The 13770-nt window shown below is 70.1% G+C and carries 15 protein-coding genes; all 15 read left to right on the top strand.

Features of this window, described 5'->3' with window-relative positions:
• The first annotated feature begins 1 nt into the window (after position 1).
• The 15 genes from Vqi01_RS25025 (at position 2) to npdG (ending at position 13657) form a co-directional block, all read left to right on the top strand.
• On the top strand, positions 2-1036 hold the full coding sequence (locus tag Vqi01_RS25025) for an LLM class flavin-dependent oxidoreductase (RefSeq protein WP_204037301.1): 1035 nt from the start codon (positions 2-4) through the stop codon (positions 1034-1036).
• Positions 1033-2283: a CaiB/BaiF CoA transferase family protein gene (locus Vqi01_RS25020; protein ID WP_204037300.1), complete on the top strand. Its 1251-nt coding sequence runs from the start codon at positions 1033-1035 to the stop codon at positions 2281-2283. Before Vqi01_RS25025 ends, Vqi01_RS25020 begins: the two co-directional genes overlap by 4 nt.
• The gene (locus tag Vqi01_RS25015; RefSeq protein ID WP_204037299.1) at positions 2280-3653 is read left to right on the top strand and encodes an MmgE/PrpD family protein; all 1374 of its coding nucleotides are present in this window, start codon (positions 2280-2282) and stop codon (positions 3651-3653) included. Before Vqi01_RS25020 ends, Vqi01_RS25015 begins: the two co-directional genes overlap by 4 nt.
• Positions 3650-4870 carry a RidA family protein gene (locus tag Vqi01_RS25010; protein ID WP_204037298.1) on the top strand — a complete coding sequence of 407 codons (1221 nt, stop codon included), beginning with the start codon at positions 3650-3652 and terminating at the stop codon, positions 4868-4870. The genes Vqi01_RS25015 and Vqi01_RS25010 overlap by 4 nt, the downstream gene beginning before the upstream one ends.
• On the top strand, positions 4867-5367 hold the full coding sequence (locus tag Vqi01_RS25005) for an FAS1-like dehydratase domain-containing protein (protein ID WP_204037297.1): 501 nt from the start codon (positions 4867-4869) through the stop codon (positions 5365-5367). Before Vqi01_RS25010 ends, Vqi01_RS25005 begins: the two co-directional genes overlap by 4 nt.
• Positions 5364-5804, top strand: a complete 441-nt coding sequence (locus Vqi01_RS25000) for a MaoC family dehydratase (RefSeq protein ID WP_204037296.1) — start codon at positions 5364-5366, stop codon at positions 5802-5804. Before Vqi01_RS25005 ends, Vqi01_RS25000 begins: the two co-directional genes overlap by 4 nt.
• A complete protein-coding gene (locus Vqi01_RS24995) occupies positions 5801-6979 on the top strand; it encodes an acetyl-CoA acetyltransferase (RefSeq protein WP_204037295.1) in 1179 nt (392 codons plus the stop codon). Before Vqi01_RS25000 ends, Vqi01_RS24995 begins: the two co-directional genes overlap by 4 nt.
• Positions 6976-7380: a Zn-ribbon domain-containing OB-fold protein gene (locus Vqi01_RS24990; protein ID WP_204037294.1), complete on the top strand. Its 405-nt coding sequence runs from the start codon at positions 6976-6978 to the stop codon at positions 7378-7380. The genes Vqi01_RS24995 and Vqi01_RS24990 overlap by 4 nt, the downstream gene beginning before the upstream one ends.
• 44 nt (positions 7381-7424) lie before the next feature.
• Positions 7425-8585, top strand: coding sequence for an acyl-CoA dehydrogenase family protein (locus tag Vqi01_RS24985; protein ID WP_239098648.1), 1161 nt, complete (start codon positions 7425-7427; stop codon positions 8583-8585).
• On the top strand, positions 8582-9445 hold the full coding sequence (locus Vqi01_RS24980; protein WP_204037292.1) for an HpcH/HpaI aldolase/citrate lyase family protein: 864 nt from the start codon (positions 8582-8584) through the stop codon (positions 9443-9445). The genes Vqi01_RS24985 and Vqi01_RS24980 overlap by 4 nt, the downstream gene beginning before the upstream one ends.
• A complete protein-coding gene (locus Vqi01_RS24975; RefSeq protein WP_204037291.1) occupies positions 9445-10032 on the top strand; it encodes a cupin domain-containing protein in 588 nt (195 codons plus the stop codon). The genes Vqi01_RS24980 and Vqi01_RS24975 overlap by 1 nt, the downstream gene beginning before the upstream one ends.
• Positions 10025-10774, top strand: coding sequence for a thioesterase family protein (locus tag Vqi01_RS24970; RefSeq protein WP_204037290.1), 750 nt, complete (start codon positions 10025-10027; stop codon positions 10772-10774). The genes Vqi01_RS24975 and Vqi01_RS24970 overlap by 8 nt, the downstream gene beginning before the upstream one ends.
• A 371-nt stretch (positions 10775-11145) precedes the next feature.
• Positions 11146-11925, top strand: coding sequence for an electron transfer flavoprotein subunit beta/FixA family protein (locus tag Vqi01_RS24965; protein WP_204037289.1), 780 nt, complete (start codon positions 11146-11148; stop codon positions 11923-11925).
• A 12-nt stretch (positions 11926-11937) separates the two neighbouring features.
• Positions 11938-12897: an electron transfer flavoprotein subunit alpha/FixB family protein gene (locus Vqi01_RS24960; protein ID WP_204037288.1), complete on the top strand. Its 960-nt coding sequence runs from the start codon at positions 11938-11940 to the stop codon at positions 12895-12897.
• A 79-nt stretch (positions 12898-12976) separates the two neighbouring features.
• A complete protein-coding gene (gene npdG, locus Vqi01_RS24955; protein WP_204037287.1) occupies positions 12977-13657 on the top strand; it encodes an NADPH-dependent F420 reductase in 681 nt (226 codons plus the stop codon).
• Positions 13658-13770 lie beyond the last annotated feature (113 nt).

Genomic DNA, 13770 nt, shown 5'->3' with positions numbered 1-13770 from the left:
GATGCGCATCACCTACCAGCCCTGGGGCGAAACCCTCGAGGAGTTCGTCGACGCGGGGCGGCGCGCGGAGGAAGCCGGCGCCGAGGTCCTGTGGGTCTCGGAGCTGCACCGCAGCGCCACGATCACCGCGGCGGCGCTGGCGCAGGGCACCAGCCGCGCGAAGATCGGTACCTCGATCGCCCTGGCGTTCACCCGCAGCCCGATGATCACCGCCCTTGAGGCGTTGGATATCGACGAACTGTCGGACGGACGTTTCGTGCTCGGGCTGGGGTCCGGTGTGCAGCGACTCAACGAGCAGTGGCACAACGCACGCTTCGGCAAGCCGGTGCCGCACATGCGAGAGACGGTCCGCAACATCCGGCACTTCTGGCGGACCTGCACCTCCGGCGAGCAGATCGCCCTCGACGGCGAGTACGAGCCGATGCACATCCGCGGCTACGAGCGGCCGTTCCCGGTCCTGCGGCAGCAGATCCCGGTCTACCTCGCCGCGATGGGGCCGGCAATGACGCGGCTGACCGGCCAAATCGGCGACGGCTGGATCAGCCACGAGCTCTGCTCGCCGCGCTACCTCGTCGAGCGGGTCCTGCCCGAGTTGGAGGCCGGGATCGCCCGCACCGAGGGCAAGACGCGCCCCGACGTTGACGTCGTCGTCTCGGCCTGCTGCTCGGTGGACCCCGATCCCGTGCAGGCGCGCCGGAGGGTGGCGGGCCTGGTCGGCTTCTACGCCAGCGTGCGCACCTACGCCGACTTCTTCGACTTCCACGGGCTGAGCGAGCAGCAGCAGGCGGTGATCGACGCGTTCCGCGCCGGCCAGGGCGCGGACTACCTGGCCGACCAGGTCAGCGACGAGATGGTCGACGCGCTCACCCTCGCCGGCGACCGCGACCACGTGGCCGCGCGGATCGCCGCGTACGAGGGGAAGGCCGACTCGGTGAAGCTCAGCCCGCCCACCCACGGCATCGGTGCCGAGGACGTGCGCGTGGCGCAGAACGAGATTCTGGCCTTGATCGCAGAACTGACCGGAGGCAAGGCATGAGACCGCTGGAGGACGTGCGGATCATCTCGCTCGAGCAGTACGGGGCCGGCCCCTTCGGCAGCGTGCACCTGGCCGATCTCGGGGCGGAGGTCGTCAAGATCGAGGATCCCCGGGTCGGTGGAGACGTCGGCCGCTACGTTCCGCCGTACGCCGAGGGCGAGGACTCGCTCTTCTTCGAGACCTTCAACCGCAACAAGAAGAGCATCTCTCTCGACCTGACCACGCGCGCCGGCCGCGAGGTCTTCGAGGAACTGGTGAAGGTCTCCGACGCCGTCTACTCCAACCTGCGCGGGGACGTGCCGGAGAAGATCGGCATCACCTACGACCAGCTCAAGCACCTCAACCCGGCGATCGTCTGCTGCTCGCTGACCGGGTTCGGCATGACCGGGCCGCGGAAGAACGAGCCCGGCTACGACTACGTGCTGCAGGGCCTGGCCGGCTGGATGGACCTCACCGGTGAGCCAGACGGTCCGCCGACCAAGTCGGGGCTGTCCCTGGTCGACTTCTCCGGTGGCTACGTCGCGGCGATCGCCCTGCTGGCGGGGCTGCACGCGGCGCGCCGGGACGGCGTGGGCATGGACTGCGACGTGAGCCTCTACGACACCGCAATCGCGATGTTGACCTACCCCGCGGCGTGGCACCTCAACGCCGGCTACCAGCCGGCCAGGACCCGCCATTCGGCGCACCCCTCGCTGGTGCCGTTTCAGGCGTTTCAGGCCAGCGACGGCTGGCTCGTGGTCGGCTGCGCGAAGGAGAAGTTCTGGGCCCGCCTGGCGGAGGTGATCGGCCACCCCGAGTGGGCGGCGCACGGGTCGCCGTACGCCAACTTCTCCGGGCGTCAGCAGCACCGTGAGGAGCTGCTGGCCAAGCTGGAGGACATCTTCCGGCGGCGCACGGTCGACGAGTGGCTGTCGGTGCTCTACCCCGCGAGTATCCCCTGCGGCCCGATCAACGACGTGCCCGCGGCGCTCAAGGAGGAGCACACCCTCGCCCGCAACTTGGTCGTGACGACCGAGCACCCGCGGTTCGGTACCGTCCAGCAGGTCGCCTCGCCGGTGCGCGTCGGGGCGGAACTCCCACAGTACCGCCGGGCGCCGCTGCGCAACGAGCACTTCGACGAGGTGCTGCGCGACATCGCCGGCCTCGACGACGGGAAGATCGCCGAGCTGCGCCGCGACGGCGCGTTCGGCGCCGAACCGGCGACCGGCCAGTCCGACGCCCCCGGCCCGGAGACCGGCTCCCGATGATCGCCTCAACGCTGGCCGAATGGGGACTCTCGGTCCGGGCGTTCCCGGCGGAGGTTCGCCGGGCGGCGCAGCGGCACCTGTTCGACGGGCTGGCCAACGTGGTCGGCGCGGTGCGCACCGGAGCGGTGCCGGCGGCGGTCGCCGTGGCCGCGGAGCTGGGCGGCCCGCGGGAGGCGACGATCCTGGGCCGCGGGCCGCGGGTCTCCGCGCCCGCGGCGGCCCTCGCGAACGGGTCGCTCGTGCACGCCCTCGACTTCGACGACACCCACGCCGGCGGCCTCATCCACGCCACCGCGGTGGTGCTGCCGGCCGCCCTGGCCGTTGGCGAGCAGGCCGCCGCGTCGGGCCCGGCGGTGCTCGACGCGGCGATCGTCGGGTATGAGGCCGCCTGCCGGATCGCGGCCGCGGTACCACACGGGTTCCACGCCCGCGGTCTGCACGCGACGATGGTGGCCGGCGTCTTCTCGTCGGCCCTGGTGGCGGCGCGCCTGTCCGGGCTGGACGCGGAGCGCACCACCCACGCGCTCGGCATCGCCGGCAGCCAGGCGGGCGGACTGCTCGCCTTTCTGGGCACCGGCGCCTCCACCAAGCAGCTGCACCCCGGCTTCGCCTCGCACGCCGGCATCCTCGCCGCCCGGCTCGCCGCCGCCGGGGCGACCGGGCCGGAGACGGTCTTTGACGGCCCGCACGGGATCTACGACGCGCTGGCCCAGGGAGAAGCCGACCGGGCCTCGATCGTGCGCGACCTCGGACAGCGGTGGGAGACCACCCGGATCGGGATCAAGCCGTACCCCGCCTGCCAGTTGTCCCACGCCGCGCTCGACGCGACCGCGGCGGCGCTGGCGACGCGGCCGTTCCGGCCCGGCGACGTTGACCACATCGTGGCGCGCGTACACCCGGACTCGGCTTCGGTGGTCTGCGACACCAGCCGCGACCTGACCCGCCCGGCGAGCGACTACGCCGCCAAATTCTCGCTGCCGTGGAGCGTGGCGGCGCTGGTCGTCGACGGCCGGCTCGGGCTGGACACCTTCGAGCCGGACTCCATCCGCCGTCCGGAGGTCGCCGAGCTCGCGGGCCGGGTCCACGTCGAGATCACTCCGAGCGACGGCGTCGCCGCCGACGCCCCCGGCGCGGTGCGGGTCGTCCTGCGCGACGGCGCCGATATCCACGGGTCGGTGCCCCGCAGCGCGGGCGGACCCGACAACCCGCTCACCGACGAAGGCCTGGTCGCCAAGGCGACGGGGCTGGCCGGCCGGGATGCCACGCCCCTGTTCGACGCGGTACGGGAACTCGACCGGCACCCCGACCTGGCCCCCCTGCTCGACGCACTGGCCCTCCTCCTGCCCAGCTCTGCGAAGGAACGTCCATGACATTGCACGCCATCAAGCCTGAATCCTTCCCGTGGTTCCCCTACGAGGGCTTCACCTTCTGCCTCGGCCTGGCGGAGGGGGACGTGGCCTGGACCTCCGGCCACACCGCGGCGGCGCACGACGCGGCGGTCGGCAAGATGGTGGTCAAGGGCAGCATGGAGGAGCAGGCCCGGACCGCTTACCAGAAGGTGCTCACCATCCTCGAGGGCGCCGGTCTCAGCATCGCGGACGTCACCCGCATCACCGAGAACGTCACGCTCTCCGGCCTGCCCGAATACGAGGCGGCCGCCGCGGTGCGCCGGGAGCTCTTCGGTGAGCACACCCCCACCGTCCGCACGGTCGTCGTGGAGCGCCTGGTCCGGCGTACCGCGTTCCTCGAGGTCGAGCTGCACGCGGTCGGCGGCGGCAAGCAGCTGCGGATCGCCAGCGAGGCGCGCGAGGCCGGCACCTGGCGGAGCTCCCCGGTGACCGAGGGCTACGACGGCGTCGTCTACCTGCCCACGATCGTGCCGATCGACGAGAACGGCGACGTCATCCACCCCGGCGACTTCGTGGGCCAGTACGCCTACTGCCTCGACCGGGCGGGCCAGCTCCTCGAGCAGGCCGGGCTGTCGTTGGACAACGCCGTCACCACCTACGACTACTCGACCCCCGAGACCCGCGAGGTCTACCGCAAGACCCACCGGATCCGTAAGGAGCGGCTCGGCGGGGCCGGCGTGTACCCGGGCGCGGGCGGGATCCTGATGAGCCGGCTGCACCTGCCCGAGCAGCTGGTCGCCATCGACGTCACCGCCTCCCGGCACCCCTTGGAGCTGGTGAACCCGGGCTGGAAGCGGTACGACACGCTGACCTACTCGCCGGGGATCAAGGCCGGCCGGATGCTGTTCATGTCCGGCTTCGCCGCGCTCGACATGGTGACCCAGGAGGCTCTGCACCCGGGGGACATCGGCGCCCAGGCCGAGGTGACGTACGGCTCGATCCTGACGCTGCTGAAGCACGCCGGGCTCGGCCCGGCGGACCTGCTGGAGACCACGGAGTACTGCGTGGAGTCGGCGCTGCCGGACTACCGGGCGGTGGCCCCCGTGCGCGAGCGGCTGCTCAGCCCGCCGTGGCCGGCGTCCACCGGGGCGCTCTGCAAGGGACTGCTGCGTCCGGAGTTCCTGCTGGAGGTCCTCCCGACGGCGCTGTACCCGGCCGAGACCGAGGCGCGGGCATGAGCCTGCTCACCGACGAGGTCCGCGCGCTGGAGGGGCGGACCAGGGTCTACACCGCGCCCGAGCCGTTCGGCGCCGCCGCCGGCCGCTACTTCGGCCTGGCCATCGGGGACGACAATCCGCTCTACTCCGACGCCGAGTACGCGCGGGCGCAGGGCCTCGCGGGGGTGACCCTGCCGTTGACGCTGGTGTGCGAGACCAACCAGTACGCCGGCCTGCCGATGGACCACGAGGGGTACCCCGGCCACACCTGGGGCCTGGACATCCCGGGGACCCGGCAGGTGCGGGGCGGCAACTCGTACGTCTTCCACCGGCGGATCCGGCCGGAGGACGTGGTGACGGCCACCTGGCGTATCGAGGGCGTGACCGAGAAGGTCACCGGCTCGGGGCACGCGATGCTCATCGTCATGTCCAAGGCCAGCTACACCAACCAGGACGGCGAGCTGCTCGCCGAGAACGAGGAGAGCCTCATCTTCGTGGCACTGGAGAAGTCGTCATGAGCATCACGGTCGGGCAGGCCGTGCCGCCCCTGGAGCGCACCATCCGGCTCACGGACATGGTCGCCTACGCCGGTGCCACCTGGGACTGGCACCGGCTCCACTACGACCCCGAGTACGTCGCAGAGAAGAAGCTCCCCGGGCCCATCGTGGACGGCCAGGTCTTCGGGGCGCTGCTGGTCGAGCAGCTGCAGGACTGGCTGGGTCCGAAGTCGTTCGTGCACCGCCTCGACTTCACCTTCCGCAACCTCGTCTTCGCTGGCGAGACCGTGCGCTGCGAGGGCACGGTCACCGAAGCCGACGACGAGCGGATCGTGTGCGACCTGAGGGTCGTCGTGGTCGGCGAGGGCACCTGCGCAGCCCGCACCGCGGTGGCGCCGGCCTCGGCGACCGTCCTGCTCGGACAGGCCGATGGCCCCGGAGCGGAGCCGGCGCGATGAACGGGCACCTGATCGGCCGTGACCAACTCGGCACCGGTGTCGCTGTCGTCGGGGTCGCCGAGTCCGACCTCGGGGTGACCGACCAGCCCATCCTCGGCCTGCAGACCCAGGCGATCACCCGGGCCCTCGACGACGCTGGGCTCGCCCTGCGCGACGTCGACGGGCTGGCCACCACCGGCATCTCCCGGTTCTCCGCCACCCAGCTGGCCGACTGGCTGGGCATCCAGCCGAAGTGGACCGACTCGACCTTCGCCGGCGGCTCGGCGTACGAGATGTACGTCGCTCGCGCGGCGCAGGCGATCCGGGCCGGGCAGGCCGAGACCGTGCTGGTCAGTTTCGCGTCGAACCAGCGCTCGGCGCGGTCCCGCTCGCTCGGCGGTGTGGTGGAGGCCCACACGCCCGAGGCGCAGTTCGAGACGCCGTACGCCCCGCTGTATCCGCTGTCCTACTACGCGATGGCGGCGCAGCGGTACCTGCACGAATTCGGCGCCACGCGCGAGCATCTGGCCGAGATCGCCGTGGCGGCCCGGGAGTGGGCGCTGCTCAACCCGAAGGCCTTCCGGTACGGCGCCGGCCCGCTGACGGTCGAGGACGTGCTCGCGTCCCCGATGATCTCCAGCCCGCTCACCACCGCGGACTGCTGCCTGGTGACCGACGGAGGCGGGGCGGTGGTGCTCACCTCCAGCGAGCGGGCCCGCGACCTGCGTAAAACGCCGGTCGAGGTGCTCGGTTACGGCGAGCGGACCACCAACACCTCGATGACCGCGGTGGACGACCTGACGCTCACGGGGGCGGTGGGTTCCTCGGCCGACGCCCTGGCTCGTGCCGGCCTTTCGATCTCCGACATCGACGTCATCGAGGTCTACGACTCGTTCACGATCACGGTGGCGTTGACGCTCGAGGCGCTCGGGGTCTGCGGTCGGGGCGAGGCGCTGGACTTCATCCAGGACGGCCGGATCCGCCCCGGCGGGCAGTTGCCGCTGAACACCAACGGCGGTGGCCTGTCCTACTGCCATCCCGGTCAGTACGGGGTGCTGCTGCTCGTCGAGGCCGTTCGTCAGCTGCGCGGCGAATGCGGGCCCCGCCAGGTGGCCGGCGCACGCACCGCGCTGGCGCACGGCACCGGGGGGATTCTGTCCACGCACGCGACTGTGATCTTGGGGGTCGACCGATGAAGGCGCCATCCGTGGCCCCCGCCGACGTCGTCACGGTCGGCTGGTGGGATGCGACCCGCGAGCACCGACTCACGGTGCAGCGGTGCGCGGAGTGTTCCGGCGTGCAGCACCCTCCGCGTTCGTTGTGTATCCACTGCGGGCGCACCGACACGCTCCGGTTCGACACCGCCGCCGGCACCGGGGTCGTCGACTCGTTCACGGTCGTGTACCGCTCGCCGGTCCCCGACGCGGACGTTCCCTACGTCATCGCCCGGGTCCGCCTCGACGAAGGCGTCATCTGCCTGACCCGGCTCGAAAACGCCGAGCCCGATGCCTGGTGTATCGGTGACCGCGTCGCCGTGGACTGGGTCGACCTCGACGACGGGCGAGCGCTGCCGGTCTTCGTACCCGCTCCCCGCTAGCCGGCGCCACGCCGACTCCTTGCCAGCACAGAGAGGCATTGCACGTGGACTTCAAGCTCAACGAGGAACAGCGCGAATTCCGCGCTCTCCTACGCCAGTTCGTGGACCGGGAGGTCGTCCCCGTCGCTCGGGAGTGGGAGCAGTCCGGCCGATACCCGACGGAGATCGTCAAGGGCATGGCCGACATGGGCCTGTTCGGCATCACCGTGCCCGAGGAGTACGGCGGCCTCGACCTCGACCCGGTCTCCTTCGCTCTCGTCTTCGAGGAGATCGCCCGCGGCTGGATGGGCATCGCCGGCATCCTCGGTAGCCACTCGCTGGCCTGCCGATTGATCGCCATGCACGGCACGGAGGAGCAAAAGCAAAAGTACCTGCCCGACCTGGCGACCGGTGTGCGGCGTACCGGTATCGGGCTGACGGAGCCCGACGCCGGCACCGACCTGCAGGGAATCCGCACGACTGCCCGGCTCGACGGCGACCACTATGTCGTCAACGGCTCCAAGATGTGGATTACCAACGCCCGGTACGCCGACCCGCTGCCGGTTCTTGTCAAGACCGACCCCGGCGCTTCGCCAGCGCACAAGGGGATGAGTGTGTTGCTCATCGAGGCGGACACCCCCGGCTTCGAGGTCACCAAGGACATCCCAAAGCTCGGCTACAAGGGCACCGAATCCTGCGAAATCTCACTGCAGGACGTACGGGTGCACCGTGACCAGTTGGTCGGAGGCGTCGAAGGCAAGGGCATGCAGCAGGTGCTGTCGGCCCTCGAGTGGGGCCGGGTGAACATCGCGGCCCGCTCGGTTGGGATCGCCCAGCGTGCCCATGACGAGGCCCTCGCCTACGCCAAGCAGCGCAAGGCGTTCGGCCGGCCGATCTCGGACTTCCAGGCCATCCAGCTCAAGCTCGGGCAGCTCGGCACCCAGGTACAGGCCGCCCGCCTGATGGCGTACTGGGCCGCCGACGCCGTCCGGCAGGGGCGCGCGGACGGCCCGACCGGGATGGCGAAGATTTTCTGCTCCGAGGTGGCCCTCGAGGCGGCGATCGACTCGATGAAGGTGCACGGCGGGTACGGCTACTCCACGGAGTTCGAGGTGGAACGCCTCTACCGCGATGCCATGCTGATGAGCATCGGCGAGGGCACCAACGACATCTTGCGGATGGTTGTGGCCAAGTCGCTCATCAGCGGAGAGACGGTGGTGGGATGAGCGTCACCGACCTCCCACGCACCTACCTCTACGTCCCGGGTAACGCCCCACAGAAGCTCGACAAAGCGCTCGACCGCGGCGCGGACGCACTGATCGTCGACCTCGAGGACGCCGTACCGGTCGCCGAGAAGGAACCTGCCCTCGCCGCGGTACAAGACTGGCTGCGCGCGCAGCCGACCGACCTCCGCACCGAGCTGTGGGTCCGGATCAACGGCGGCAACCGGCGGTCCGGCGAGGTGGCCGCGCTGGCGGGCATCCCGGCCCTGCGCGGACTGGCCCTCGCCAAGGTGGAGTCCGCGCAGGACGTCCGCGAAGTGGCTGACCAGCTCGCGTCGCTCGGTGACCACGACACCGTGCTGATGCCGCTGGTCGAGTCGGCGGTCGCGATGCTGCAGGTGGCGGCGATCGCCGCGGGACCACGTGTGCACCAGCTGCAGATCGGTGAGGTGGACCTGGCCGGTGACACCGGACTCGAACCCGGCCAGGACGAGGCCGAGCTTGCCGGCATCCGCATGATGGTGGTGCTGGCCAGCGCAGCTGCGGGCATCAACCCACCGGTGGGTCCCGTCTCGCGGATCACCAAGGACGCCGAGCCCCTCGCCGAGTCCACCCGCCGGGTGCGTCGCCAAGGTTTCCTCGGCCGTGCATGCATCCACCCGGCTCAGGTCCCCGTGGTGCACGAAGTGTTCACCCCCAGTCGAGAGGAAGCCGAGGAGGCTCGGACGGTGATCAGCCGGCTGGAAGCGGCAGAGGCCGAGGGGAGCGGTGTGCTGCTCGATGACCAGGGGCGCCTCGTGGACGGCGCCGTGCTCAGGAACGCGCACAAGATCCTGGCCCTCGCGGCTCGCGCGGAGCCCTGATGCCTCGGCCACGCGCGATCGACCTCACCGCTGACCGCATCCCCTGGCGCAGGGTCCCGATGCTGGGAGCCGAGCTTGGCCTGGATCTCGTGCCACTGGAGTCAGACGGTGACACCTTCACGCTCCTGGCCCGGTTTCCCGCCGGCTTCGTCCGCGACACCCCCGGTGGCTACCTGGCCGCCGAGGAGTTCTTCGTGCTCGACGGCCACCTCGAGTTCGAGGGAGAGGTCCACGGCCCAGGTGAGCTGACACACGTCCCAGCACGGTTCCTGCGAACCAGCATGCAGGCGCCGCAGGGGTGCACAGTGCTGGCGTGGTTCGGCGGTCCGGCGATCTTCCGGACTCCGGAGGAGATTAGCCCGACCGCCGCTGAACCGATCATCTCCGTCGATGTTCGCTCCGGCAGGCGCGGTGAGGTGTTGCTGACGTCGGAGGCCCGCTGGCGGATCACCACGGTCGACGACTGGCCCGAGGGAGCGGAGGCATTCGACCTCGCTGGCAGGCGCTGGGCCCGCGCGGCCGCCGACTGGCCGGGCGAACCTCCCTCGGGTGACATCATGGTGCGGGAACCGGTGGCTCGTGGCTGACCGCGCGCACTTCGTCGAGGAATGGCGCGGCTTCGACGGCGTCTTCGGCGGTCGCGTGATCGCTGCGCTCGGTGAGGCCGCTCAGTGCATCCCGGGGTTCGAGGTGCTGTCCCTGGCGGTCGAGTTCAGCGGCTCAGTGGGCCTCGGCGATGCGGATCTGCTCGTCTCCCCCCGGCACCAGGGCGGACGGACCGCGTGCGTTGAGGTCTCGCTGCTTCAGGGCCACCCCCGGGCCCGCGCCGTAGCGAAGCTGGCCCGCGTCCGGGGCACCGAGATCCCCAGAGCGCCGATCGACCTGGCCGGCATACTCACCCCGGAGCAGACCCCCAGATACGACCCGCCGTACCGCGACCAGCCGTGGAGCCGACTGCTCGAGCTACGGCTGATCCCCGACACGGGCGCCGGGACGGCCACGCGCGCCTGGATGAGGCTGAACGAGCCGGCTCGGCCGCTGGCCACGCTCGACGCACTCGGCCGCGCGGCGGTACTTATCGACGCGGTACCGCCCGGGCTCTTCCTCAGCCCGCGTGTGCCGGCGTTCGTCCCCACCATCGACTTCACGCTTCACCTTCGGCCGCAGCCGCCCGCTCCTCGCGACGGCTGGTACCTCGTGGTGTCGTCCACGGTCTGGGCCCGCGACGACTTCTGCATGGAAGACACCTCTCTATACACCTCGATGGGCGAAATGGTCGCCCAGGCGCGTCAGAACCGCCGGGTCGTCTGGCCGGCCGACGTCGACTGATAGCCCCGCCCGCCACGAAGGGAACCAGCATGACCGAGATTGATACCCCGCCGGGACATAGAAACCAACCCAGCGCCGGGATGATCGGCGGCATCTGGCCCAGCGCTGGACGCCGCCGGCCTCCGCGTGGCCATCGGATCCCGCGATACCGGCGTGCCGCGGCAGCCGCCGCCCAGATCAAGTCCATGGGGAGCCGCCACCGGCCTGGTGTCGCTGACTGCTTGGCCTGGGCCGACGTCGTCGTCCTGGCCCGGTCCTGTCCGCCTCTCAGACGGTCGCGGGAATGAAAGGGACGGCATCCTATGAACGTCCAGAGAGTTATGGAGCTGGCTCGGCCGGCAGATTACGTAGTGGGAGGTCGTTGAAGCGCGATGAATATCGTCGTACTCGTCAAGCAGGTGCCTGATTCGGGGGCGGAACGCAGCCTGCGTGCTGACGACAACACTGTCGACCGTGGTTCGACGGACAATGTGATCAATGAAATGGATGAGTATGCCATCGAGGAGGCGTTGAAGGTCAAGGAATCGGTCGGCGGTGAGGTCACGGTCCTGACGATGGGTCCGGATCGGGCGGCCGAGTCGATCCGTAAGGCGTTGTCGATGGGCCCGGACAAGGCGGTGCATGTGGTGGACGACGCCCTGCACGGCTCGTGCGCAGTAGCGACGTCAAAGGTCCTCGCCGCCGCTCTCGGCCAGCTGGGCGCGGATCTGATCATCTGTGGTGCGGAGTCGACGGACGGGCGGGTGCAGGTGATCCCGCACATGATCGCCGAGCGGCTGGGTGTGGCCGCCCTGACCGGTGCGCGGAAGCTTACCCTCGACGGTTCGACGCTGACCGTCGAGCGGCAGACCGAGGAGGGCTACGAGGTGGTCACCGCCTCGACGCCGGCAGTGGTATCGGTGTGGGACACGATCAACGAGCCGCGGTATCCGTCGTTCAAGGGGATCATGGCGGCGAAGAAGAAGCCGGTGCAGACCCTGTCCCTGGCCGATCTGGGCATCGCCGCCGCTGAGGTGGGTTTCGATGGGGCGACCAGCACGGTGTTGGAGCACGCCAAGCGCCCGCTGCGGTCGGCCGGCGTGAAGGTCACCGATGAGGATGACGGCGGCGTGAAGCTGGTGGAGTTCCTCGCTTCCGAGAAGTTCGTGTGAGGGGTGCGGGTCATGTCTGAGATTTTCGTCGTCGTTGACGCCACCGGTGAGTTCGGCGTCAAGAAGGTCACCCTGGAGATGCTCACCCTCGCCCGGCAGTTGGGCACCCCCGCCGCGGTCGTGCTCGGCGGTCCCGGCGCCGCCGACGCGCTGAGCTCGAAGCTGGGTGAGTACGGCGCGGCGAAGGTTTATGCCGCGGAGGGGGAGGAGATCGACAGCTACCTGGTGGCCCCGAAGGCCACCGTGCTGGCCGATCTGGTGAAGCGGGTGCGCCCGGGTGCCGTGCTGCTGGCCTCGTCGCAGGAGGGTAAGGAGATCGCCGCCCGCCTCGCGGTGAAGCTGCACAACGGCATCCTGACCGACGTGACCGACCTGGCCGCAGACGGCACCGCGACCCAGGCGGTGTTCGCCGGTTCCACCATCGTGAAGTCGAAGGTCACTCGTGGCCTGCCGCTGGTTACCGTCCGCCCGAACTCGCTGTCCCCGACCCCGGCTCCGGCCAGCCCGGAGGTGGAGCAGCTCGCCGTTACCGTCAGCGACACGGACAAGCTGGCCCGGGTGGTGCAGCGGGTCGCCGAGCAGAAGGGCTCACGCCCGGAGCTGACCGAAGCCTCCGTCGTCGTGTCCGGTGGTCGTGGTGTCGGTAACGCGGACAACTTCAAGCTCGTCGAGGAACTGGCCGACCTGCTCGGCGGTGCGGTGGGCGCGTCCCGGGCAGCGGTTGACTCGGGCTTCTACCCGCACCAGTTCCAGGTCGGGCAGACCGGCAAGACGGTCTCCCCCCAGCTGTACATCGCCCTGGGTATCTCCGGGGCGATCCAGCACCGGGCCGGGATGCAGACCTCCAAGACCATCGTCACGGTCAACAAGGACGCCGAAGCGCCAATCTTCGAGCTGGCCGACTTCGGCGTGGTCGGCGATTTGTTCAAGATCGTACCGCAGGCCGTCGAGGAGATCCGCAGGCGCACGTGATGGGCGACATTGCCGAGTCAACCAGCTCGTGTCCCGTTAGCGAAGCTGACTACAGACTGACCAAAAGGAGTAAGACATCATGACAGATCTCCTGCCCGAGTCGCTTGTCGGCAAGACCATCGCGGTCCTGGGTGGTACGGGCCCGCAAGGTCGGGGCCTGGCCCGCCGATTCGCAGCTTCCGGACTGGCGGTGGTCATCGGCAGCCGTGACCCGGAGCGGGCCGCCAGCACCGCCACCGAGCTGGCCCGGGCGACGGACGGCCTCGTGTCCGGCATGGACAACACCGGTGCGGCCGACGCCGGGGACATCGTGGTGATCGCCGTTCCCTGGGAGGGACATGCGGACCTGCTGAAAGGGCTGGCGACCAGCCTGGCTGGCAAGGTGGTGGTCGACTGCGTCAACCCGCTCGGCTTCGACAAGCAGGGTGCCTATGCGCTCCCGGTTGAGGAGGGATCGGCGACCCAACAGGCGCAGGCGCTGCTGCCGGACAGCATCGTGGTCGGCGCGTTCCACAACGTGAGCGCGGTCACGCTCGACGACCCGGAGACCGCCTCGGTCGACACTGACGTCCTGGTGTTGGCAGATGTGCGGGAGGCGGTCGACCTGGTGCGGGATCTGGCCAGCTGCATCCCGGGCGTGCGCGGCGTGTACGGGGGGCGGCTGCGCAACGCACACCAGGTCGAGGCACTTACCGCGAATCTCATCAGCGTGAACCGCCGGTACAAGGCGCATGCAGGGATCCGGATCACCGACATCTGACGGGGCGACTCCGAGGTCTACGGCCGGCCGACCACGATAGGGTCACCGTGCCATGACCAACGCGTGGGTGGTCGTCGTCCCGGCCACACCCTTCTACACTTCGCGCACCTCCT

It is taken from the genome of Micromonospora qiuiae (assembly GCF_016863555.1).
Classification (GTDB): Bacteria; Actinomycetota; Actinomycetes; order Mycobacteriales; family Micromonosporaceae; genus Micromonospora; species Micromonospora qiuiae.
Note: the sequence above shows the minus strand (reverse complement) of the source record. Positions and strands in the feature narration are given on the sequence as shown.